The organism is Sphingomonas ginsengisoli An et al. 2013 (genome assembly GCF_009363895.1).
GTDB lineage: Bacteria > Pseudomonadota > Alphaproteobacteria > Sphingomonadales > Sphingomonadaceae > Sphingomicrobium > Sphingomicrobium ginsengisoli.
Window position 1 is genome coordinate 1,971,343 of sequence record NZ_CP045434.1, and the last position, 21,789, is coordinate 1,993,131.

The following is a 21,789-nucleotide window of genomic DNA, read 5'->3' on the forward strand; positions in this document are numbered from 1 at the left end:
TTTTCAAGCGCTGTGGGTGCTTTAGGCTGGGATAATGCCGTTGCTGCCAGTCCTGCTTGCCCTCGCCCAGCCCACCGCCGCCGCCGCGTCGATCGTTCCGCCGTTCCGCGTCGGTCCGCCGGTATGGAATCCGACCGGCGACTATGTGATCGCCGGTCAGGACGAGGCCGGATATCGCCGATGGATCGGCGGGCAGAGCTGGCGGCCCGGACTGGTCGCCAGCTTCCATCGCTATCTGATGGACAATCAGGTCGGCTTCGTCGTCCCGACCTGGCAGTTGCTGCGGACCGCGAGCGACTGGGCAAAGTGCGGCGCCGAACCGTTCGAGGTGCCGCCGATCACCCAGTGGGCCAACGTCATCCAGACGCTGCGCTACGTCCGCGATTATGTGGTGCCGGCGATCGGCCCGGTCGAGGCGGTCAGCGCCTATCGCAATCCGATCCTCAACCAGTGCGCCGGTGGCGCGCCGGAGAGCGTCCACATGACCATGTCGGCGATCGACCTGGTGCCGCTGCTGCCGATCGATCGCGGCACGCTGATGAGCCGGCTCTGTTCGGGCCATGCGATCAACGGGCCGCGCTACAATGTCGGATTGGGCTTCTATACCAAGCTGCGCTTCCACGTGGACAGCTGGAAATATCGCACGTGGGGCCGCAACGACGGCGGAACGCTCGCCTGCCCGAGCCCGATCGTCCGGGCAGCCCCGCCGGCGCCAGCGGTGACCGTAGTCCCCACCGCGATTCAACCAGCCTCTCCCAGCTCGGACCCCCTCGCTCCGCGCTGATTGCCACCCCCGGACCGACATTTCGTCGGCCGGGCTTGTGTGGCCCGATTGCCACACTACCTTCGCTGCCAGAGAAGGGGCAGCAAACTTCCATGGACTTCGAAAAACTCACCGATCGCGCCAAGGGCTTCGTCCAGGCCGCGCAGACCATCGCGGTGCGCGAGCATCACCAGCGGATCACCCCGGCGCATTTCCTCAAAGCCTTGCTCGACGACGAGCAGGGAATGGCCGCGGGGTTGATCGACGCCGCCGGGGGCGACGCCAAGGCCGCCCGCCGTGAAGCCGACGCGCTGGTCGCGCGCGAGCCCGCCGTGACCGGCTCGGGCGCGACCTCGGCTCCCGGGCTCGACGGCGACGTGATGCGCCTGCTCGACCAGGCCGAGCAGATTGCGAAAAAGGCCGGCGACAGCTTCGTCACCGTGCAGCGCATTCTGCTGGCGATGGCGCTCGCCAAGGGCAGCGACGTCGCGACCGCGCTCGAGCGCGCGGGGGTCAGGCCGCTCGCGCTCAACGCCGCGATCGACAAGCTGCAGGGCGGGCGCACCGCCGACACGCAGGGTGCCGAGGATCGCCTCGACGCGCTCAAGAAATTTGCCCGCGACCTCACCCAGGCCGCGCGCGACGGCAAGCTCGATCCCGTCATCGGCCGCGACGAGGAGATCCGCCGCACCATCCAGGTGCTCGCCCGCCGGACCAAGAACAATCCGGTGCTGATCGGCGAACCCGGGGTCGGCAAGACCGCGATCGTCGAGGGGCTCGCGATCCGGATGATGAACGGCGACGTGCCCGACGGCCTCAAGGATCGTCGGCTGCTCAGCCTCGACATGGGTTCGCTGATCGCGGGCGCGAAATATCGAGGCGAGTTCGAGGAGCGCCTGAAAGGTGTGCTCGACGAGGTGAAGGGCGCCGCGGGCGAGATCATCCTGTTCATCGACGAGATGCATACGCTGGTCGGCGCGGGAAAGAGCGAAGGCGCGATGGACGCATCGAACCTCTTGAAGCCCGCCCTCGCGCGCGGCGAGCTGCACTGCATCGGCGCCACCACGCTCGACGAATATCGCAAGCACGTCGAAAAGGACCCCGCGCTCGAACGTCGCTTCCAGCCGGTGTTCGTGGGTGAACCGACGGTTGAAGATACGATCAGCATCCTGCGCGGCCTCAAGGAAAAGTACGAGCTCCACCACGGGATCACCATCACCGATCCCGCGATCGTGGCCGCCGTGACGCTGTCGAACCGCTACATCTCCGACCGCTTCTTGCCCGACAAGGCGATCGACCTGATGGACGAGGCCGCCAGCCGGATCCGGATGGAAGTCGAGAGCAAGCCCGAGGAAATCGAGAACCTCGACCGGCGGATCATGCAATTGAAGATCGAGCGCGAGGCGCTGAAGCGCGAGAAGGACGCGGCCTCGCGCGATCGGCTCGGCAATCTCGAAGGCGAACTCGGCAATCTCGAGCAGCAGTCGGCCGAGCTGACCCAACGCTGGCAGGCCGAGAAAGAGAAGATCGCCGCTGCCTCGAAGGTGCAGGAGCAATTGGACTCCGCCCGGCTGGAGCTCGAGCAGGCGCAGCGCGGGGGCGATCTCGCCAAGGCCGGCGAGCTTGCCTACGGGCGCATCCCCGCGCTCGAGAAGCAGCTTGAGGACGCCCGCGCGGTCTCGCAGCATGCGATGCTGCGCGAGGAAGTCACCGAGCAGGATATCGCCGCGGTCGTCAGCCGCTGGACCGGTGTGCCGGTCGAGCGGATGATGGAGGGTGAGCGCGAGAAATTGCTCCAGATGGAGCAATTGATCGGCAAGCGCGTCATCGGCCAGGACCAGGCGGTCAAGGCCGTGTCGACCGCCGTCCGCCGCGCCCGGGCGGGCCTGCAGGACCCGAACCGGCCCTTGGGGTCCTTCCTGTTCCTCGGGCCGACCGGCGTCGGCAAGACCGAGCTGACCAAGGCGCTCGCCGAATTCCTGTTCGACGATGCGACCGCGATGGTCCGCATCGACATGAGCGAATTCATGGAGAAGCATGCCGTCGCCCGGCTGATCGGCGCGCCCCCGGGCTATGTCGGCTACGAAGAAGGCGGCGTGCTGACCGAGGCGGTTCGGCGCCGGCCCTACCAGGTGGTTCTCTTCGACGAGGTCGAGAAAGCGCACGGCGACGTCTTCAACATTCTCCTCCAGGTGCTCGACGACGGGCGGTTGACCGACGGCCAGGGCCGCACGGTCGACTTCACCAACACGATCATCATCCTGACCTCCAACCTCGGCAGCCAGTATCTCGCCGCGCTCGGCGACGACGAGCCGGTCGAGAAGGCCGAACCGCAGGTGATGGACGTCGTGCGCGCCCATTTCCGGCCCGAATTCCTCAACCGATTGGACGAGGTCATCCTGTTCCACCGCCTCTCGGCGGGGAACATGGCGCCGATCGTCGACATCCAGGTCGACCGGCTGCGCAGGCTGCTGACCGACCGCAAGATCAAGCTCGAGCTGACCGAGGCCGCGCGGGCGTGGCTGGCGCGAGTCGGCTACGACCCGACCTACGGCGCGCGTCCGCTGAAGCGCGCCGTCCAGCGCTATCTGCAGGACCCGCTCGCCGATCTCATTCTCCGGGGCGAGGTGCGCGACGGATCGACGGTGCGGGCCGACGAGGGCGATGGTGGACTGACGCTGACGCCGGTGGCCGAAGAGCGCGCCGCGGCCTAGCCGATCGGCGGTCGGGCGATATCGAAGGCGACCGTCAGCCGCTCGCCGGCCCTGAACGGCCGGGTGCCGTGCCACATGGTCGAAGGGAATAGCACGAGCTGGCCGACGACCGGCTTGACCGACCGGAAGCCGGCGAGGTCGGGCAGCAGGACACGGTTTTCGCCGAACGCCAGCCACCCTTCCTCACGCGTGTCGTCGGCCTGCGGCAAGGCGACGTAGCAGGCTGAGCTCAGCCAGCCGTACGGATGGACGTGATCGACGTGGAAGCCGGCGTCGGACAGGCGCACCGACCACGATCCGCTGACCCGGATCGGCATGCGGGGGCCACCCAGTGTGGGATGGCCGGCAACCGGCGGCGGCAGCTGCGCGACGTGCGTTTGCACGGCGTCGAGCAGCGCTGTGCGCAGACGGACGATTTCCGGTTCGGCGCGCGCGAGCAAATTGCCGTCGGTCTGGGTACCCCGACGCACCGACTGGTCGGGCAACTGCCCCGAGCGCTGGTGCAAGGCGCGGAGCATCGTCGCCAACGCCTCGATCTCCCCCGCCGTCAGCCCGAGGTCGTAGGTCCCAATCAAGCGGGGATCGCCTTCGAGCCACTGCCAGCGCTCGTCGCCGGTAACCCGCCACAGCAGCGCCCGATAGGGCCACAGAACCGCATCGGCGCCATCGCCCGGTCGAGCTTCGGCGAGCACGGTCGCCTCTGCGAGCCGGCCGAGACGGATGAGGTTGCGCACACGCTGCACCATTCCATTCGCGACCGCATCGGCGGGCAGCCGGTCGAACAGCCGCTGTGCCTCTGCCGCCCGGCCAAGCTCGCTCAGCGCGATCGCCTCGGCGCGGGCCCACTCGGTCGACGCACCGACGGCCGCCGTTGCCTGCGGGGCGAGTTCGAGCGTCTCCGCATGACGGCCCCCATCGAGCAGTAGCCGTAGCAACAGCCGCCACAGCGCGGGGTCCTTCGGAAAGCGCGTGAGCGCCTCGCGTACCGTCGCGGTCCCGTCGGTCCCACCGCCATTGGCGGCGGCCAGCCGTGCGAAGGCCGCATGCCCATCATGCCAGCCGGGATGGTCGCGAAGCAATTGCCGCAGGCCGCCCTCCGCCTCCGCGCCGCGTCCATTGTCCGCCACCGCCGAGGCGTGACCGACCAGCAGGCCGGCGTCGGTCGGCGCGAGGCTCAGCGCCCGTTGATACAAGTCCGCAGCCGGACGCCCCGCTTCGAGAGTAGCGAGCGCCAGCGCATGGGCGATCCGCACATCATCGGGGGCGAGGTCCGCCGCGGCGCCGAACGCTGCGACTGCGCCGTCGCTGTCGAGCAGCCCGCGCCGGGCGAGCCCAAGCAACTGCCACAGATGAGGGTCGCGCGCCGCCGCCACGGCGGGCTCAAGCAGGCGAACCATCGCTTCATAGTCGCCCCGGTCGAACGCCGTCGAAGCCGCCGCAAAAAGCCCGTTGTTCGCCACTGCTTCCCGATCCCACCGCCGCGCCATACGGTCGCTTCGATCCTATCCTAGCGACGCGCGCGGCGCGGGACAAAGCGGTCTTGGAGGGCGCGCCCAGTCGGGATAAGGCGCTGCGCATGTCCGATGTGCTTGCTGAGATCGACCGTGCGCTCGATCGCGACGACCTGCCCGCCGCTGCCGCCCTCGCCTCGGGGGCGCTGGCAGATGGCGTCGAAGATCCATTGGTGTTCAACCTCGTCGCCTGGCGCCACGAGGAGGACGGCCAACTCGCCGACGCCGAGCAGGTGATCCGCCGGGCGCTCGAGCGCTGGGCTGGCGATCCGTCGCTCCATCTCGCGCTCGGCGTGGTGCTCCGCAAGCAGGGCGGCCTGCGCCTCGCGGTGGAATGCTTCAACCGGGCCATCGAGCTCGACCCTGCTTACGCCGCCGCCTGGTTCGAGCGCGGCGCCACCTTCGAGCGCGGCGGCGCGCTCAAGGACGCCGCCGACGATTTCGAACGCACGCTCCAGCTTGAGCCGAACAACGCCGCGGCCCACGCCGCGCTCGCCGCCAGCCTGGCCCGTCGCGGCGAGCGCGAGGCGGCCGTGGCGCATGCCGAACAGGCACTCCGTTTCGATCCCGCCTCTGTCGCTGCACGCAACGCCCTCGGGCTCGTCGCGATCGAGGAGAAATGCTTCGACGAAGCGATCGCGGTGCTCGAGCCGGCTGTCGCCAGCGGACCCGCCGATGGCGAGATGCTGGTCAGCACCCGCACTTTACTTGGCGATGCCTATGAGGGTGTCGGCCGCTACGACGACGCCTACCAGGCCTATGCCGGAGCGCAGCGCCTGTTCCATGAGACCAACAGTGCGCGCCTTGGCGAAGGCCATGCCGAAGCGCTGCAGACGGCGCGGGCCATCGCCGCGGCGGTCGACGCGGTCGATCCGGCGCCGTGGCGCGAAGGCCAGCTGCCCGCCGGGCCCGCGGCAACCCACGTCTTCCTGACCGGCTATCCGCGCTCGGGCACGACGCTGGTGGAGAATATCCTTGCGACCCTACCCAACGCCGTGGCGATCGAGGAGCGCCGCACGCTCGGGATGATCGACCGCGACTATCTCCAATCGGCCGCCGATCTCGCCCGCTTCGCTACCCTGCCCGAGGCGGAGCTTGCGACACTTAACGGTGAATATTGGGAGCGCGCGAGCGAGGCCGCCGGCGAGCCGCTCGACGGCAAGCTGTTCGTCGACATGGACCCATTCAAGGGGTTGCGGCTGCCGATCATCGCGCGGCTGTTCCCCCACGCCAAGACCATCCTGATGCGCCGCGATCCGCGCGACGTGGTGTGGAGCTGTTTCCACACCAGCTTCGCCTTCAATGCCGGAACGATGGCCTTCGCGACGCTCGAAAGCACCGCGCTTCATTATGCGCTGACCCAGCAGGTGATCGCTCGCTCGCTAGAGGTCTTTCCGATCGACGCCTTCGAGCTTCGCTACGAAGCGCTGGTCGGCGACTTCGACGCGACCACCAAGGCGCTGTGTGCCTTCCTCGGGGTCGAATGGAGCGACGAATTGCGCCGGTTCGACCGGACCGCGACCCGGCGCGGCGTGTCCACCGCGAGCACGACCCAGGTCAGGCGCGGGCTCTACGACGGCTCAGGCGGCTGGCGTCGCTACGAGCGCTACCTGGCGGAGGTCGAACCGATCCTCCGCCCCTGGATCGAGAAGCTCGGCTACGCTTGAGCTCAGCGCCCGTTGGGCGAGCTGTTGTAAGTGGTCTGATGCTCGATCCACTGACCGCTGCGGAACGCCTTATCGCGCCACTGCGAGACCGTCATGCAGGTCTTCTTCTTGGCGATCAGCGAGCCCGTCTCGGCATCTTCCTCACAGACGATGCGGTCGCCCGGGTTTGGCTTGCCGCTAGTCGCCTGGGTCGGAGCCGGGGCCGCCTGCGGGGCGGGAACCGGAGCCGGGTCGGCGGCGAACGCGCTGGCCGAGGTGGCGACGAGCAAGGCGGCCAGACCGCCGATCATACCAGAATTCATCATCACGCTCCTGCTAAGCTGCTGAATTGTCGGATTCGGCCAATAAACCAACGCGATGCCGACAACAAGCTACGCTCGGAGCACTGCGCTTAGAGGTCACCGAGGGGGCGGTCGGCTTCCGCCTGGGCCTGCATGAGATCGCAGACGATTGCTCGGTCCTGCCCGTCGAGTTCGGGCCGCCACAAGTCGCCGATCAGAACGACCCGCAGCTCGTCGCTGTCGTTCCACGCCTCATGCTCAATCGTGTCGTCAAAAATCCACGGCTCGCCCACCCGCCACTCGCGAATGTCGCCACCGACCCGGAAACGGCAGTGTGGCGGGACGATGAGCGGGAGGTGGCAGACTACACGGAAGTTGGCGACGCCGTGATGCGGTGGGATGTGCGTGTGCGGCGCCAAGAGGGAAAACATCAGGTTGGGACCGAGCCCGGGGATGTTGGCCTGTTCCTCACCAGCGAAAGCGGCCAGCGTCTGCGGGCAGAGCGCGGCATTGACCGGATCGGGTTCACCGTAGCGCAGCAGATGGAAGGCGTTCCAGGCGGTGGAGCGGTTGAGTTCGGCCCATTGCCCCACCGGCTGACCGGGCGCGAAATCGACATAGGGCCGCTGCCGATCGGCGTGGGTAGCGGCGAGCACCGCAAACTCCTCGGCGATGGCCGGGGTGGCATCGCTCAGCCGCGCGCGAAGTTCGAGGTAGGCGTCGTCGAAAAACTCGACGTCGGCCAGCCCGGGGTATCGATAGTGCGTTGGCTCCTGATGATAAGCGGGACGGCGATCGAGGACGTGTTCGACGAAGCGCCGCGCGCGCCGCTGATGCGCGGCATCGAGCCCGGCGACCGTCGTCAGCCGCTCCTCGACCCCTCGGCGGTGGTCGGCGACGAACGCGCGCGCGCGCTCGACCTGCTGCATCACCGGCGGCGGCAATGCCGGCTGCGCCTCGGCATGGAAGAGCACGGCGCGATAGACCTCGGCCGCGCGGCTCGCTTCGCCCAGCTGCTCGTGCAGATTTCCCTTGATCAGCAGGGCCATGAAATCATTGGGGACGGCGTCGAGCGCGGCATTGGCCGCCGCGAGCGCTCCGCGTCGCTCGCCCGCCCGCCGTCGCAACGCCGCGAGCTTCATCCAGCCGGCATAGTCTCCCGGCGCGGCGGCGACGCCCGCCTCGAGCGCTCGGGTCGCGGCCACAACATCTCCGCGCGCCAGGGCGCTATCGGCATCGCGGTGAAAGTCGGCCTCCATCGACGGCTCTCCAGATGCAAGAAGGGCGGGACTTCCCGAGAGAAGCCCCGCCCCACTTAACGGTTCTAGGCTGGAACTAGAAGTTTAGCTGGACCGCCGCGTAGATGTAACGACCCAGCGAGTCGTAAACCTGCGCGTAGGTGTTCGAACCGTTGTTCGAGTAGTTCGAGTCCAGCACCGGCGGCGCCTTGTCGAGGATGTTCTGCGCACCGATGCGGAAGGTGTACTTGTCGCTGATGCGCGCAACGAGCGTCAGGTCGAAGTAGCTCTGCGAACCGATGTGAGCGACCGCACGGTTGATGCAGCCGTTCGGATCAGCCGCGCCGCTCGACGGGCACTCGCTGACGCCATCGATCTTGATCGCGTCGTTGGTGACCTTGCCGAAGTAGCGCCACGCACCGGTGATGCCGAGTTCCGGGGTGAGCTGGTAGGTCACCCGGAGCTTGCTGCGCCACTTGGGCAGCGGCGTACCGCAGTAGTTGAAGCCGTACGCACCGGCGCAGCTCAGCTTGTCACCACCCGGAACGGGGGTGATGTCGAACCGGTCGAGATAGGTCCCGACGAGGTCGAAGCTGATCGACTGACGGCCCCAGGTGTTAACCCGGTAGAGCGCCGTGACGTCGATGCCGCGGGTCTTTTCCGAACCCAGGTTGAGGGTCGGATTGGCCACGAAGCTCGGCCCGGTGAACAGCGAGCCGTCCGACGAGCGGTTGATGAAGCTGCAGAGCGAGGTGTTGCCCGCGATGCACTGGTTGATCACGAACTGCGGACCCGGAGCCGAGATCAAGCCCTTCACCTTGATGCTGAAGGCGTCGGCCGTCAGCGTCAGGTTGCGGATCGGGTTGACGACGACACCGGCGGTGATCGTGTCGCTCTTCTCCGGCTTCAGGTTGATGTTGCCGACCGTGCGCTGGTTGTACTGGTTCGCCGGGTTCGTATCGATGTTCCCGTACTGAGCCGCGGTCACGCCGGTGAGGGCGCACTGCGCAGCCGTGGCGCTCGGCGAGGTGCCGGCGCAGGGATCGTTACCCGCGAAGAGGCCGACCGTCGGCGCCGAGAAGAGCTCCAGCGTGTTCGGCGCACGGACCGCGCGGTTGTAACCGGCACGGAAGCGCAGCTGCTTCACCGGGGCGTACTCGATCTGCGCCTTGTAGGTGTGGGTCGAGCCCTGGATGCTGTACTTCGAGTAACGGTAACCACCGATCAGGCCGAGAGTCTCGAACCCGGGCTTGTTGTTGACGATCGGCAGCGAGACTTCGGTGAAGACTTCCTTCACGTCGTAGCCACCCGCGACGTTCGGCACACCGAACGGCGTTCCCTGGCCGGCAAGGTCGCCCGTCAGGAACTCGATGTCGCGGTTGAGCTCGATCTTCTCCTTGCGATACTCGCCGCCGACGACGACCTGCGCGCCGCCCGAAGCCCAGGGCGACTGGAAGCCGTAGCGGCCGAGGTCCGCCGAGATGACGCCGCTGGCGACATATTCGGTGTTGCTGCCGCTCTGGAAGCCAGGGGTCTGGAGGTAGTTGAGCGCGGCCTGGGTCACACCCGCGGCCGTGGTCGCCTGAACCGTCGTCGTCCCGGTGAAGATGTTGTACGGGACGCAGTTCGGGTCGGTGCCATCGACCACCGACTGGCAGGTCGCGACGCCGTTGACGTTCACGACGTTCAGCGCGCGGTTCAGGCGAATGCGCGAGAAGTCGTTGAAGTAGGTCTCGGTCAGCAGCGCTTTCCAGAACGACCCGTAGACGTCGTAGTTGATGCCCGGGGCGATTTCGCCCTTGGCGCCGACCACGGCGCGATAGTCGGTGTGACGCAGGTCATCGACACGACCGCCGCCCTCGACGTTACGACGGCCGATATAGACCGACTGGATGGTCGCCGTGCCCGCATTCGCGCCGCACAGCTGAGTGGCCTGGGCCGAGGTCAGGAACGGGTTGTTGCAGTTGACGGCGAAGTCGGTGCCGTAGAACGCACCCGACGGCGCGATCTGCGCCCTCGTGTGGTCGTCCATGAACATGAATTCCATGTACGGCTTGAACGCGTCGCTCACGTCATAGTTGGCGAACACGCCCGCGGTGATGCGGGTGTCCGGACGCTGGAAGTAGTTGTACGGGTTGAAGTTGAACCCGTCGCGAGCGCCCGAGTAGATGCCGAAGCCGCCCGGAGTGCCGCGCGGCGCCGCCGGGTTGGCGGTGTAGCTGCTGCCCGTCGCGCTGTAGATCGGCTGCCCGTTGGCGGGGTTGGTGCCGGTCTGGACGGTACGACGGAAACGACCGAAGGCCGAGGTCGAGGAGCCGCCGCAGGTGTAGTACGGGCTGCCGCTCGAGGTGCCGGCCGAATAACCGCAATAGCTGAAGTCGCGGTCGCCCTGGGTGACGGCGTTGACCTTGCGCCAGCCAGCATAGCCGACCACGTGACCGCGACCGTCGCCGGTGCCGGCGCCGAGCGTCAGGGTGACGTTCTGGATCGCGCCGTTGGTCGACATGCCCTGCGGCAGACGATAGCCGCGCGCATTATTGGCGCCGAGGTAGTTCGCCTCACGATAGTCGTTGGTGTGGTTGTAGACCGACGTCTGCGCGTCGAGCTGCACACCCTCGAAGTTCGTGTTGAGGATGAAGTTGACGACGCCCGCGAGCGCGTCCGAACCGTAGGTCGCCGAGGCGCCGCCGGTCAGCACGTCGACGCGCTTGATCAGCGCGCCCGGGATGAAGTTCAAGTCGGACGCGATGTCGGTCGGATCGCCGGCGCCGAGGCGGCGGCCATTGATCAGCACCAGGGTGCGGCTCGGCCCGAGGTCGCGAAGGTCGACGGTGGCGATACCCGAGGCGCCGTTGGAGTCGGTCGAACCTTCGTTCGCGAACACCTGCGGCAGCGAGTTGACGAGGTCCTCGACGCGGGCGTTGCCCTGGTTGCGGACTTCGGCGGCGGTGACGACCGTGATCGGGGTGACCGAGGTCAGGTTCGGATTGGTGATGCGCGAACCGGTCACAACCACTTCGCCAGTGTTGTCGGTGGCCGGCGCGACCGCGGTGCTCGGCGCGGTGCCGGGGGTGGCGATGGTCGGGTTGGTGCTCTGGCCCGGCTCAGCCTGGGCGGCCGGCGTGCTCGAGCTGTTCTGCGGCGGCAGTGTGGACTGCGCGTCCTGCGGCGGCGGCGCGGTCTGCGCCATGGCAGGCGCAGCGATCAGCGCGGTGCCGGCGACGATGGTCGTCGCGAGCAGGCGGTCGCGAAAACGAAGAGTTGGCATCGTTATAATCCCCTTAGACACTCTAGGCGGCCATCCCCTGCATGCAGGACGAGCGACCAAACCGGGCCGTGCCTACGCTTGAGCCAAAGCTTGCGGCAAGCGGTTATGGCGCGTTGGCGACAATCGGAACCGACCCTGTAGCAATTCGGCCACAGGCCCGTAACGGTCGTCATGGACTTGGGAGGCAATGCGGGCCTAACGTCGTCATGGCAAAAGGGGACATCATGCGGATCACGGTGACACTGGCTCTGCTGGCACTTTCCTGCGGCTCGGCGGCGATGGCGAAGGACGCTCCGGCGGAGTCGTCGGCCCTGCGCGGCCTCGCGCGGTGCAAGGCGATCGGCGACAGCGCCGCGCGGCTCGCCTGCTTCGACCAGGAGGCAGCGACGCTGCTGGCGGCCGAGCAGAGATCCGACATCGTGATCGTCGCGCGCGAGCAGGTCGAGCGTAACCGCCGCGCGATGTTCGGCTTCAACATGCCCGACGTCGGGGTCCTGCGCGACCACGGCGGCAAGGTCGAAACGCTCGACCAGGTCGAGGGCGTGCTCGCCGAGGCCAGCGCGGATGCGAGCGGGCAGTGGGTGTTCACGCTGCGCGACGGCAGCGTGTGGGAGCAGACCGACATGAACCCCCAAACCTGGTCGCCGCGCGCCGGCGATCCGGTACTGATCAAGCGCGCCGGGTTGGGCGGGTTCCGACTCAGTGTCGCCAAGGCGCCCGGAGTCCGGGTCCGCCGCGTCCGTTAGGCTAGCGCGACCGAGCCTTCTCGTCGGCGGCAAGACTGGTGGCGGCGTCGGCATAGGCTTCCTGGCGCGCGACGCTCCAGTACCGCAGATGATCGAGCGGGATGCGCGCGCCGGTCACCGCGCATTTCACATGGTCGCCGTCGCTGAGAACGCGGAAGGTGCCGGCGAGATAGTGGATGCGCGCCTCGCGGCCGCCGCCTTGCATGAGCATCGTCGAGTCCTAGTCTTCGCCGTCGAACAATCCGGGCTGGGGTGCCACATAGGAAGTGCGGGCTTTGCGCTCAACCTTGCGCGGGACCGCGGCCGCATCGGTGCTCACCTCGACCGCGCCGTCCCCGAAGCGCAGCGTCAGCGTCCCCGCCGCACGCGCCTGCGCGGCGTGGATGAGCGTGTGGCCGGCGCGATCGGTGACCCGCGCAAAGCCGCGCGACAAGGGTCGGTCGGGATGGACCAGCTCGGCAGTCTTCCACACCGCGGCGAGCCGCTCGCCGAGCCGCTCGATCCGCTGGTCGAGCAGGCTCCGGCGGAGCAATGGCACCACCCGGTTCATCGCCGCCTCGGCCTTGTGGGTCCGGGCGCCGAGCGCACGCGGCAGGCGATCGCCGACCTCGTCGAGCCGCTGGCGCCGCAGCCCGGTCAGCGCCGCCGGCTCCGGCCAGCGCGAGACGGTTAGCGCCAGCCGCTCGCGCGCATCGTCGGCGCGGCGAGTGAGGCAACGGCGCTGGCGGACCATATAGTCGTCGAGCAAAGCCGCTAATTCGGCACGCACCGGCACCGCCAGCTCGGCGGCGGCGGTCGGCGTCGGCGCGCGCAGGTCGGCGGCGTGGTCGATCAGGGTGGTGTCGGTCTCATGCCCGACCGCACTGATCAGCGGGATCGGCGATTCCGCTGCCGCGCGCACCACTTCCTCTTCGTTGAACGCCCACAGATCCTCGATCGAACCGCCGCCGCGGGCGACGATCAAGAGGTCGGGCTTGTGCTCGAGCTGGGCGAAGCCGCGGATGGCGGCGGCGATCTTGCCGGCCGCGCCCTCGCCCTGCACCGGCACCGGCCAGACGATCACATGGCTTGGACAACGGTCGGCCAGGCGGTGGAGGATGTCGCGGATCACCGCTCCGGTGGGGCTGGTAACCACCCCGATGGTCCGCGGCAGGAACGGCAGACGGCGCTTGCGGCCGGCGTCGAACAGGCCTTCGGCGGCGAGGGCGCGGCGGCGCTTGTCGAGGAGCGCCATCAGCGCGCCCTCCCCCGCCAGTTCCATCCGGTCGACGACGATCTGATATTTGGAGCGACCGGGGTAGGTCGTCATTCTCCCGCTGGCGATCACCTCGGCCCCGTCCTCGGGGCGGAAGGCGAGTGTCCCTGCGGAGGCGCGCCAGATCACCGCGTCGATGCAGGCATTGTCGTCCTTCAAGGTGAAGTAGCAATGGCCCGAGCTGTGCCGTTTCCAGCCGCTGATCTCACCGCGCACGCGGACGCGGCCGAAGCCGCTCTCGACCGCACGCTTCACCGCGCCGGCCAGCTCGCCGACGCTCATCGGGGGCGAATTGTCGCCGGGGGCTTGCTGGGCTAGGAGGCCGGCGGTGACGGGGTCCATCGACATTCTGCTGCTGGGATCGGGCGGGCGCGAGGATGCGCTTGCCTGGGCCATGCGGCAATCGCCCAGCTGCGGCAAGCTGCTGGCGGCGCCGGGCAACCCCGGCATCGCCCGCTGGGCCGACTGCGTCGCGATCGATCCGACCGATCCGCGGGCGGTCGTCGCGCTGGCGCAGGAACAAGGCATCGGCCTGGTCGTGGTCGGGCCCGAGGCGCCGCTGGTCGCCGGAGTCGCCGACGCCTGCCGCGCCGCGGGCATTCCGGTGTTCGGCCCCAACGCCGCCGCCGCCGCGCTCGAGGGAAGCAAGGGCTTCACCAAGGATCTGTGCGCGGGCGTGGGTATTCCGACCGCCGGCTACATCCGCACAGACCGCATGGCAGCGGCGCTGGATTCGCTCGACAAGTTCGGCCTGCCGGTGGTGGTCAAAGCCGACGGGCTCGCCGCGGGCAAGGGCGTTACCGTCGCGGTGACCCGCGCCGAGGCCGAGGAAGCGATCCGCGCCGCGGGCGATGGCCCTTTGGTGATCGAGCAGTTCCTGGACGGCGAGGAAGCGAGCCTGTTCGCGCTTGTCGACGGCGAGGTCGCGGTGGTGCTGGCAAGCGCGCAGGACCACAAGCGCGTCGGCGAAGGCGACACCGGCCCCAACACCGGGGGCATGGGCGCCTACTCCCCGGCCCGCGTCCTGACCCCCGCGCTCCAACGCCAGGCGATGGATGAAATCGTGCTGCCGACCGCGCGGGCGATGGCGCAGCGGGGAACGCCCTTCAACGGGGTGCTTTATGCAGGATTGATGCTCACCGCCGACGGACCCCAGCTGATCGAATATAATGTCCGCTTCGGCGATCCCGAATGCGAGGCGATCATGCCGCGCCTCGACGGCGACGTCGCGCAGCTGCTGCTCGCAGTGGCGAGCGGTCGCCTTGGCGAGATCGCGCCGCCGACGCTCAAGAACCAAGTGAGCGCGACCGTCGTGGTCGCGGCCGAAGGCTATCCCGGTACCCCGCGCAAGGGTGGCACGATCGACGGGATCGAGGCCGCCGAACAGGTCGAGGGCGTAACCGTTTTCCACGCCGGCACCGCCCGCCACGGCTCGGGCGCGCTGCTCGCCGCCGGCGGGCGGGTGCTGGCGGTGACCGCGCTCGGCCCGACGCTCGCCGAAGCCCGCGCCCGCGCTTACCGCGGAGTCGACGCGATCGACTTCGCCGACGGTTTCCACCGCCGCGACATTGGCTGGCGCGAACTGGCGCGCGAACGGGCATGAGCCGCATCCAGCCGATCCTGCTTGGGGCCGTCGCCACGCTCGCCGTGGCCGAGCTGTTCCATGGCCCGCTCGGCGCTTCGGCCCGCCTCAAGGCCGACATCGAAGGCCACGCTCAGCGCCTGCTGACCGCCAATGACATGACCCAGATCCAGGCGCATCTCGCCGACACGCCGCTCAGCCGGACGCTGATCCTGTCGGGCCCCGCCGACGACTTCCAACGCGGGCTGCTCGCCGAAGGAATGGCGGCACTGCCGGGGGTGGCCAAGGTTGAATGGGACCCCGGCAGCCTGCCGGTCGAGACCAAGCTGGCGCCCGGCCCGCCGCCCGACAACGTGCTGGCGCCCCCGATCGTCAACATCCCGGCCGCCCGCTGATGCCGTTGTTCCTCGAAGTCGCGCTGCTCGGCCTCGCCGGTTACGCCGTGGGGCTCGGCCTCGCCTGGCTGTCATACAAGATCGTCCGTCATCAAACACGAGGTTGGCATGAGTGAATTGTGGGCCGCTTACTGGCCGGTGATCCTGATCGCGGTCGCGATCGGCCTGATCGTCGGCATCATGATCTTCCGTCCCAAGCAGCAGGTCACGCTCAGCCGTAGCGACGAGCCGGTGCGGGCGCACATGCGCCAGCCGGCGATCACCCCGCAGCACGACATCCCGCCGCAGGTGGTGCGCACCGCGCCGCGCCGCGAGGGGCTGGTGGACGAGGTGGCGGCCGCGACCAGCGACGTGGTCGGCGAAGTGATCGGTTCGCCGGTCCACGCCAACCTGCCCGAAGGCGAAAGGCCCGACGACCTCCAGCGGATGAAGGGCGTCGGCCCCAAGCTTGCGACCATGCTCAACAGCATGGGCCTGATGACCTACGCCCAGATCGCCGCGCTGACGCCGAGCGACGTCGAGCGGATCGACGCCGAGCTTGGGGCCTTCCGCGGCCGGCTGACCCGCGACCGGGTGGTCGAGCAGGCGGCGTTCCTCGCCCGCGGCGACCAGCACGGCTACGAAGCGAGCTTCGGCAAACTGTAAGGTCAGACCTGCCCGTCGTCCCGGCGAAGGCCGGTACCTCGGGACACGAACAGATAACGTCTGAAATTCGCTGAGCTCCCGGCCTTCGCCGGGACGACGAAGCGTCAGGCCGGCTCTTCCTCGACCTCACGCCGCCGCCGGGGGGCGGTGGCGATCAACTTGTCGATCTTGCGCCCGTCCATGTCGACGATCTCGAACCGCCAGCCGAGGTGCTCGAAAGTCTCGCCGGTGTGGGGCAGGCGCTTGAGCACCGACAGCGCGAAGCCGGCGACGGTCGAATAGTCGCGCTCGGCGGGCATGTTGAGCCCGAGCCGGTCCTCGAGCAGATCGGCATTGGCCGCGCCCGACAAGAGCCAGCTGCCGTCGTCGCGCTCGATCGCGGGCGGGTCGTCGTCCTCGACGTCCGAGCGGAACGCGCCGGCCAGTGCCGCCAGCAGCGACCCCGGGGTGCAGATCCCATCAAGGTGGCCATATTCGTCGTGGACCAGCGCCAACGGCACCGCCGCCGAGCGCAGGACCGACAGCGCGTCCATCGCGTCCATCACGTCGGGAATCACCGGCGCCTTGCGCGCCAGCTGCCGCAGGTCGAGCGGGCGGCCGTTCAGGGCGGCGTCGAGCAGGTCGCGGGTCTGGACCACGCCGACGATCTTCTCGACCGACCCCTCCGCCACCGGCAGGCGGCTGTGCGGAGTCTCTGCTAGCGCCTGCCGCAGCTCCTCGGGAGTGCTGTCGATATCGATCCAGTCGATCTCGGTGCGCGGGGTCATCACCTCGCGGACCGGACGATCGGCCAGCCGGACGATGCCGCTGATGATCGCGCGCTCGCTCTCCTCGAGCACGCCCGCGCTCTGCGCCTCGGCGACCACCAGGTGCAGTTCCTCGGCGGTAACCTGATTCTCATTCTCACGCTTGAGACCGAGCAGGGTAAAGATCACCCCGCTGGTCTTGTCGAGCACCCACACCACCGGCGCGGTCGCGCGGCTCAGCCAATACATCGGCCGCGCCATCACCACCGCGATCGGCTCGGGGCTGCGCAGCGCGAACTGCTTTGGCACCAGCTCGCCGATGATCAGCGAGACGAAGGTGGTCAGCACGATGACGAGCCCGAAGCCGAGCTTGTGCGCAAGGTCCGGATCGAGCCCGAGCAGCGCCAATCGCTGCGACGTCGGCTCGCCCAGGCTCGCGCCCGAGAAGGCGCCGGCGAGCACGCCGATCAGGGTGATCCCGGTCTGCACGGTGGAGAGGAAGCGCCCGGGGTCGGCGGCGAGCGCCAGCGCGGTGCGGGCGCCGCCGCTGCCGCTCTTGGCCAGCCCCTTGAGCCGCGCCTCGCGCGCCGAGACGATCGCCAGCTCGCTCATCGACAGGACGCCGTTCAAGGCGACCAGCGCGATGATCAGGACAAGGTCGAACCAGGGGAATGGGAGCAAAGGGGTGCTCATCGTGTCCAATCGTTCATAACGGGATTAATGCCCGGCTGCCAAGCGCACCGATGCAGGCCTCAGCGGCGAGCAGCGAAGAAATCGCGCAGCTGCGCCGCTGCTTCCACCTCGCCGAGCCCGCCGAGCACGTCTGGGCGATGGTGGCAGGTCGGCTGCGCGAACACCCGCGCCCCGTGCACCACCCCGCCTCCCTTGGGGTCGTCGGCGGCGAAGCGCAGCGCGTCGAGCCGCGCCAGCGCGATCGCCCCGGCGCACATCGCGCAGGGCTCGAGGCTGACCCACAGAGTGCAGCCGTCGAGCCGTGGACGGCCGAGTGTCTTCGCCGCCCGGCGAATCGCGACCATCTCGGCATGGGCGGTGGGGTCGAGGCTCTCGCGCATCGCGTTGCGCGCTTCGGCCACCACTTCATTGCCGAGGGTGACCACCGCACCCACCGGCACTTCGCCCGCCCGCGCCGCTTCGGCGGCGAGGTCGAGCGCGCGTCGCATCGGTGGGGGCATCGGAAAAGCCATGCCGCCGTCTAGCGGCAAGCGGACCCAATCGTCACTGCTGCGTCGAGTTGGTGGTCACCGTGGTCGTCTGGGTAGCGGTCCCCGGCGCGCTGCCGGCCGGGCGCACCTCGAGCCGCGGGACCTTGACCGTCGCTTCGCCCTGGCCGACCGCGATCCGGCCCGCCTCGACCTTGGCCTTGGGCAGTTCGCCACCCTGGACGGTCAGCTTGCCGTCTTGCGCGGCGACGCTCGGCACACGGCCCTGCTGGGTCGGGGTCAGGTTGAGCAGGCCCGTGGCGAACGCCGCGATCGCCAGCACGACGACCAGGATGAGAGCGAGAATGATGCCGCGCATGAGTCCAGATGCCTTTTCGCAAGAGATCGTGTCGCGGGCATAACGTTCGCTGGCCCAAGCGGTTGCGCGGTTGACGCGCGGGGCGCCCTTCTGTACTGGCCCCCGCTGATCCGGCGCTCACTGGTTGGGCGCCAATCTTTTTTTGCAGGAACACATTATGTCGCGCGTTTGCGAGCTGACCGGCAAGGGCCGGCAGGTGGGTAACAATGTTTCCCACGCCAACAACAAGACCAAGCGGACCTTTCTGCCGAACCTGCAGAACGTCACGCTGATCAGCGATGCGCTGGGCAAGAGCGTCAAGCTGCGCGTCTCGACGCACGGCCTGCGTTCGGTCGAGCATGTCGGCGGCCTCGACAACTGGCTGCAGAAGACGGGCGCCGAGAAGCTGGGGCCGACCGCCCGCAAGCTCAAGCGCGAGTTGGCCAAGAAGGCTTCGTCGACCGATACGGCCGCGGCCTAGCACGTCGGCTGCCGGGCGCGCGTGGCGCGCTCCGGCGGCAATTCCATCTCCAGCAGCACGGTCCGCCGCCAGTCGTCATTGTCGGTGACGGCCCACACACGCGTGCCGCCGCCCGGCAAGCGCTCCGCCGCGAGCCCTTCGACATTGTCGAGCCAGCCGAGCGGCAGTGTGGCGAAGGTCACCAGCCGGTAACCCAGCCCCTCGCGCTCAAGCCACGCCAGCCGATTGCCGATTCCCAGCCCCAAGTCCCGCACCGCCACCATGATTCGCCCGTCCGGCAACGTCACCGCGTCCGCGATCCCGCCGGTCCGCCCTACCAGCGGCAGCAAGGTCGCGCGTCCATCGCGCAGCAACAGCACGCCGCGGGTCGATTCGGGGAACAGCAGCAGCCCGCCGCCTGGGGCGCCGACCAGCGCCTCCACCCCATCGTTCTTCGGCCAGCGCATCACTGACAGGTCGGCGACCTGCGCGCCCTGTGTGAAGCCCTGATCGAATCGCCATAGCGAATGACGATATTCGAACGTCACCAGCCAACCGCCGCCGGCCTCCTGCAGCAGCCCCTCGCTGTCGCGATATTTCTTGTAGGTGGCGAAGCCCGGCCCATCCGGAAGATCGTGCAAGCGCGTGACCGTCCCATCGCCAGGTTTGGGGAGGTCGATCGTCACCCCCGAATCGGTCAGCGCCAGCAGCCGGTTGCCGCGCACGGCCAGCGCCGACAGCCCGAAGAAGCGCGGATCGCCCGCGGCCACCGTCCAGGCCCCGACCAGCCGCAGCGACCCGGCGCTGCTTGCCGCCAGCGGCAATGGCGTGAAGCGGACCGCGACGAGGCGATCGGGCAAAGGACGGCGGTTGGGCCGATCGACGCCGGTGTCGGATACTGCCAGCAGCGCCAAGACCGCAGCCAGGAACAGTCGGCGGTTCCTGAACCTCGGCTGTGCCACCTGTTCAGCAGCGTTCAACTGCGAATCACTAGTAAGCCATTCAGCGGACGGGATTTTCTCCCCTGTCATCCCGTTCCGTCCGTCGGCCACGGCGGACAACGAGTTCCCTCGCGTCGCGTTTGAGGGCGGGTCCGGCACCAGTTGCGTAACTGTGCCGGACCTTTGTTTTCCTGCATCCCGGCTCAGCTCTGGTCGAACAGCGCCGCAAGCTGCTCGACCATCGCCCCGCCCAGCTGCTCGGCGTCCATGATCGTCACCGCGCGCCGGTAATAGCGCGTCACGTCATGGCCGATCCCGATCGCCGCCAGCTCAACCGGTGACTTGTTCTCGATATAGCCGATCACCTGCCGCAGATGCTTTTCGAGATAGGCGCCGCCATTGGCGCTGGCGGTCGAATCGTCGACCGGCGCGCCGTCGCTGATCACCATCAGGATGCGCCGCTCCTCAGGCCGGGCGATCAGCCGCTGGTGTGCCCACAACAGCGCCTCGCCGTCGATATTCTCTTTCAGGAGGCCCTCGCGCATCATCAGCCCGAGGTTGCGGCGCGAGTGACGATACGGCTCGTCGCCGCGCTTGTAGACGATGTGGCGGAGGTCGTTGAGCCGGCCCGGGCTTGGCGGGCGCCCTTCGCTCAGCCAGCTTTCGCGGCTCTGCCCGCCTTTCCACGCGCGGGTGGTGAAGCCGAGCACCTCGGTCTGCACCCCACACCGTTCGAGCGTGCGGGCGAGGATGTCGGCGCAAATCGCGGCGATCGAGATCGGGCGCCCGCGCATCGACCCGCTATTGTCGATCAGCACGCTGACGACCGTGTCCTTGAAGTCGGTCTCGCGCTCGATCTTGTAGCTGAGCGAATGGCCCGGCGAGACCACCACGCGCGCCAGCCGGCCGGCGTCGAGCAACCCCTCTTCCTGATCGAAATCCCAGCTGCGCGCCTGCTGGGCCATCAGCCTTCGCTGCAGCCGGTTGGCGAGCCGGGTCACCACGCTCGACAGCGACCCCATCTGCTGGTCGAGATAGGCGCGCAAGCGATTGAGCTCTTCCTCGTCGCACAGATCGGGAGCCTCGACGATTTCGTCGAAGCGGGTGGTGAAGGCGCGATAATCACCGGCAAGCTCGGGTTCCGACGGCCGCCGGTTCGGGCGCGGGGCGCTGCTTTCGTCGCCCTCCTCGCCCGGCACCGCGTCCGAATCCTCGCTATCCTCGGCCGAGACGTCCTCGTCGTCAGCCTCCTGCTGATCCTCCTCGGCGCGCTGTTCCATCTCGCCCGGCACCGGGCTCTGGTCGCTGTCCTGATCCTCGCTGTCGTCCTCGCCGCGGTCTTCGCCCTGTTCGTCCTCCCCGCCCTCGTCGGGTTGCTCATCGGCGCGGTCGTCGGCGCTGGCGAGTTCGAGATCCTCGAGCAGCTTGCGTGCCAGCGAGGCGAAGGCGAGCTGGTCGTCGAGCGCCAGCGCGAGCGCATCGAGGTCGCCCCCGGCGCGCTCCTCGATCCAGTCGCGGACCAGCGCCAGTCCGGCCTTGGCTGCCTGCGGCGGCGCTTCCCCGGTCAGCCGCTCACGCGCCAGGAGGTTAAGCGCGGTGCTGAGCGGCACCTCGTCGGCCGAGCGAGCGCGAGTGATCGGATCGGTGCGGACGCGGCTTTCGGTCAGCGCGGCGAGATTGTCGCGGACACCCGGCATCGCCCGCGCGCCGAGCGCCTCGATCCGCGCGCTCTCCAGCGCATCGAACACCGCCCGCGCTTCGGGCTCGAGCGGCGCCTGCCCGTCGTGCAGCCTTCCGTTGTGATGCCGCAGCCGCAGCGCGACCGCGTCCGCCCCGCCGCGCGCCTCCGCAACCAGTCGCGGATTGAGCCCCGGCCCCGGCGACACCACCCGCGCCACCCGCCCGCCGGTCGCACCGCTCTCGCTGGCGAAGGCGACCTCGACCTCCGCATCCTGCGCGATCGCTCGCGCCGCGCCAGCCAGCACCTGGCGGAACCGGTCGAGCGGGGTGACTTCGGCCATCAGACTTGCTTTCGCCCTGCCCCGTCCGCAGCATAATG

General features: G+C 68.6%; 19 protein-coding genes. 8 read left to right on the forward strand and 11 right to left on the reverse strand.

What is annotated here, in order from left to right; genetic code table 11:
- Positions 1 to 34 precede the first annotated feature (34 nt).
- Complete coding sequence (locus tag GCU42_RS09495) at positions 35 to 784, forward strand: D-Ala-D-Ala carboxypeptidase family metallohydrolase (protein WP_114227284.1); 750 nt, start codon at positions 35 to 37, stop codon at positions 782 to 784.
- Between the two features lie 92 nt (positions 785 to 876).
- Positions 877 to 3,477, forward strand: coding sequence for an ATP-dependent chaperone ClpB (clpB, locus tag GCU42_RS09500; RefSeq protein WP_114227285.1), 2,601 nt, complete (start codon positions 877 to 879; stop codon positions 3,475 to 3,477).
- On the opposite strand, the gene GCU42_RS09505 is transcribed toward clpB, so the two are convergent.
- On the reverse strand, positions 3,474 to 4,874 hold the full coding sequence (locus GCU42_RS09505) for a putative 2OG-Fe(II) oxygenase (RefSeq protein WP_162789194.1): 1,401 nt from the start codon (positions 4,872 to 4,874) through the stop codon (positions 3,474 to 3,476). The genes clpB and GCU42_RS09505 overlap by 4 nt on opposite strands.
- 179 nt (positions 4,875 to 5,053) lie before the next feature.
- Here GCU42_RS09505 and GCU42_RS09510 point away from each other — a divergent pair, with 179 nt between their 5' ends.
- The gene (locus GCU42_RS09510) at positions 5,054 to 6,655 is read left to right on the forward strand and encodes a tetratricopeptide repeat-containing sulfotransferase family protein (RefSeq protein ID WP_114227287.1); all 1,602 of its coding nucleotides are present in this window, start codon (positions 5,054 to 5,056) and stop codon (positions 6,653 to 6,655) included.
- Between the two features lie 2 nt (positions 6,656 to 6,657).
- On the opposite strand, the gene GCU42_RS09515 is transcribed toward GCU42_RS09510, so the two are convergent.
- The 3 genes from GCU42_RS09515 to GCU42_RS09525 all read right to left on the reverse strand — a co-directional run bounded on the left by GCU42_RS09515 (position 6,658) and on the right by GCU42_RS09525 (position 11,442).
- Positions 6,658 to 6,960, reverse strand: coding sequence for a hypothetical protein (locus GCU42_RS09515; protein WP_152569540.1), 303 nt, complete (start codon positions 6,958 to 6,960; stop codon positions 6,658 to 6,660).
- 86 nt (positions 6,961 to 7,046) lie between these two features.
- On the reverse strand, positions 7,047 to 8,141 hold the full coding sequence (locus GCU42_RS09520) for an aspartyl/asparaginyl beta-hydroxylase domain-containing protein (protein WP_152569541.1): 1,095 nt from the start codon (positions 8,139 to 8,141) through the stop codon (positions 7,047 to 7,049).
- Positions 8,142 to 8,271: 130 nt separating this feature from the next.
- The gene (locus GCU42_RS09525; protein ID WP_114227290.1) at positions 8,272 to 11,442 is read right to left on the reverse strand and encodes a TonB-dependent receptor plug domain-containing protein; all 3,171 of its coding nucleotides are present in this window, start codon (positions 11,440 to 11,442) and stop codon (positions 8,272 to 8,274) included.
- Between the two features lie 206 nt (positions 11,443 to 11,648).
- On the opposite strand from GCU42_RS09525, the gene GCU42_RS09530 reads away from it, so the two are divergent.
- Positions 11,649 to 12,188, forward strand: coding sequence for a hypothetical protein (locus GCU42_RS09530; RefSeq protein ID WP_168713113.1), 540 nt, complete (start codon positions 11,649 to 11,651; stop codon positions 12,186 to 12,188).
- Between the two features lies 1 nt (position 12,189).
- On the opposite strand, the gene GCU42_RS09535 is transcribed toward GCU42_RS09530, so the two are convergent.
- Together GCU42_RS09535 and xseA are read right to left on the reverse strand one after the other, a co-directional pair.
- Positions 12,190 to 12,399 carry a DUF2093 domain-containing protein gene (locus GCU42_RS09535; RefSeq protein ID WP_114227292.1) on the reverse strand — a complete coding sequence of 70 codons (210 nt, stop codon included), beginning with the start codon at positions 12,397 to 12,399 and terminating at the stop codon, positions 12,190 to 12,192.
- 9 nt (positions 12,400 to 12,408) lie between these two features.
- The gene (gene xseA, locus GCU42_RS09540) at positions 12,409 to 13,785 is read right to left on the reverse strand and encodes an exodeoxyribonuclease VII large subunit (RefSeq protein ID WP_240309406.1); all 1,377 of its coding nucleotides are present in this window, start codon (positions 13,783 to 13,785) and stop codon (positions 12,409 to 12,411) included.
- On the opposite strand from xseA, the gene purD reads away from it, so the two are divergent.
- From purD to GCU42_RS09555, 3 genes are all read left to right on the forward strand, one after another.
- Positions 13,784 to 15,046, forward strand: coding sequence for a phosphoribosylamine--glycine ligase (purD, locus tag GCU42_RS09545; RefSeq protein ID WP_114227810.1), 1,263 nt, complete (start codon positions 13,784 to 13,786; stop codon positions 15,044 to 15,046). The genes xseA and purD overlap by 2 nt on opposite strands.
- On the forward strand, positions 15,043 to 15,420 hold the full coding sequence (locus GCU42_RS09550) for a hypothetical protein (protein WP_114227294.1): 378 nt from the start codon (positions 15,043 to 15,045) through the stop codon (positions 15,418 to 15,420). Before purD ends, GCU42_RS09550 begins: the two co-directional genes overlap by 4 nt.
- Before the next feature lie 108 nt (positions 15,421 to 15,528).
- Positions 15,529 to 16,065 carry a hypothetical protein gene (locus GCU42_RS09555; protein ID WP_152569543.1) on the forward strand — a complete coding sequence of 179 codons (537 nt, stop codon included), beginning with the start codon at positions 15,529 to 15,531 and terminating at the stop codon, positions 16,063 to 16,065.
- A gap of 104 nt (positions 16,066 to 16,169) precedes the next feature.
- Here GCU42_RS09555 and GCU42_RS09560 read toward each other — a convergent pair whose 3' ends face one another.
- Genes GCU42_RS09560 through GCU42_RS09570 form a run of 3 tightly spaced genes read right to left on the reverse strand, consistent with a single transcriptional unit; the run spans position 16,170 to position 18,350 of the window.
- Positions 16,170 to 17,504 carry a hemolysin family protein gene (locus tag GCU42_RS09560; RefSeq protein ID WP_114227296.1) on the reverse strand — a complete coding sequence of 445 codons (1,335 nt, stop codon included), beginning with the start codon at positions 17,502 to 17,504 and terminating at the stop codon, positions 16,170 to 16,172.
- Between the two features lie 59 nt (positions 17,505 to 17,563).
- Positions 17,564 to 17,992: a nucleoside deaminase gene (locus tag GCU42_RS09565; RefSeq protein WP_240309407.1), complete on the reverse strand. Its 429-nt coding sequence runs from the start codon at positions 17,990 to 17,992 to the stop codon at positions 17,564 to 17,566.
- 55 nt (positions 17,993 to 18,047) lie between these two features.
- Entirely contained in the window at positions 18,048 to 18,350 is a 303-nt protein-coding gene (locus tag GCU42_RS09570; RefSeq protein ID WP_114227298.1) for a hypothetical protein, read from the reverse strand.
- Between the two features lie 157 nt (positions 18,351 to 18,507).
- Here GCU42_RS09570 and rpmB point away from each other — a divergent pair, with 157 nt between their 5' ends.
- Complete coding sequence (gene rpmB / locus GCU42_RS09575) at positions 18,508 to 18,810, forward strand: 50S ribosomal protein L28 (RefSeq protein WP_114227299.1); 303 nt, start codon at positions 18,508 to 18,510, stop codon at positions 18,808 to 18,810.
- Here the strand turns inward: rpmB and GCU42_RS09580 are convergent.
- Positions 18,807 to 19,703 carry an esterase-like activity of phytase family protein gene (locus GCU42_RS09580; RefSeq protein ID WP_168713115.1) on the reverse strand — a complete coding sequence of 299 codons (897 nt, stop codon included), beginning with the start codon at positions 19,701 to 19,703 and terminating at the stop codon, positions 18,807 to 18,809. The two genes, rpmB and GCU42_RS09580, sit on opposite strands and share 4 nt — an antisense overlap.
- A 230-nt stretch (positions 19,704 to 19,933) precedes the next feature.
- On the reverse strand, positions 19,934 to 21,751 hold the full coding sequence (gene cobT / locus GCU42_RS09585; RefSeq protein WP_114227301.1) for a cobaltochelatase subunit CobT: 1,818 nt from the start codon (positions 21,749 to 21,751) through the stop codon (positions 19,934 to 19,936).
- Positions 21,752 to 21,789 lie beyond the last annotated feature (38 nt).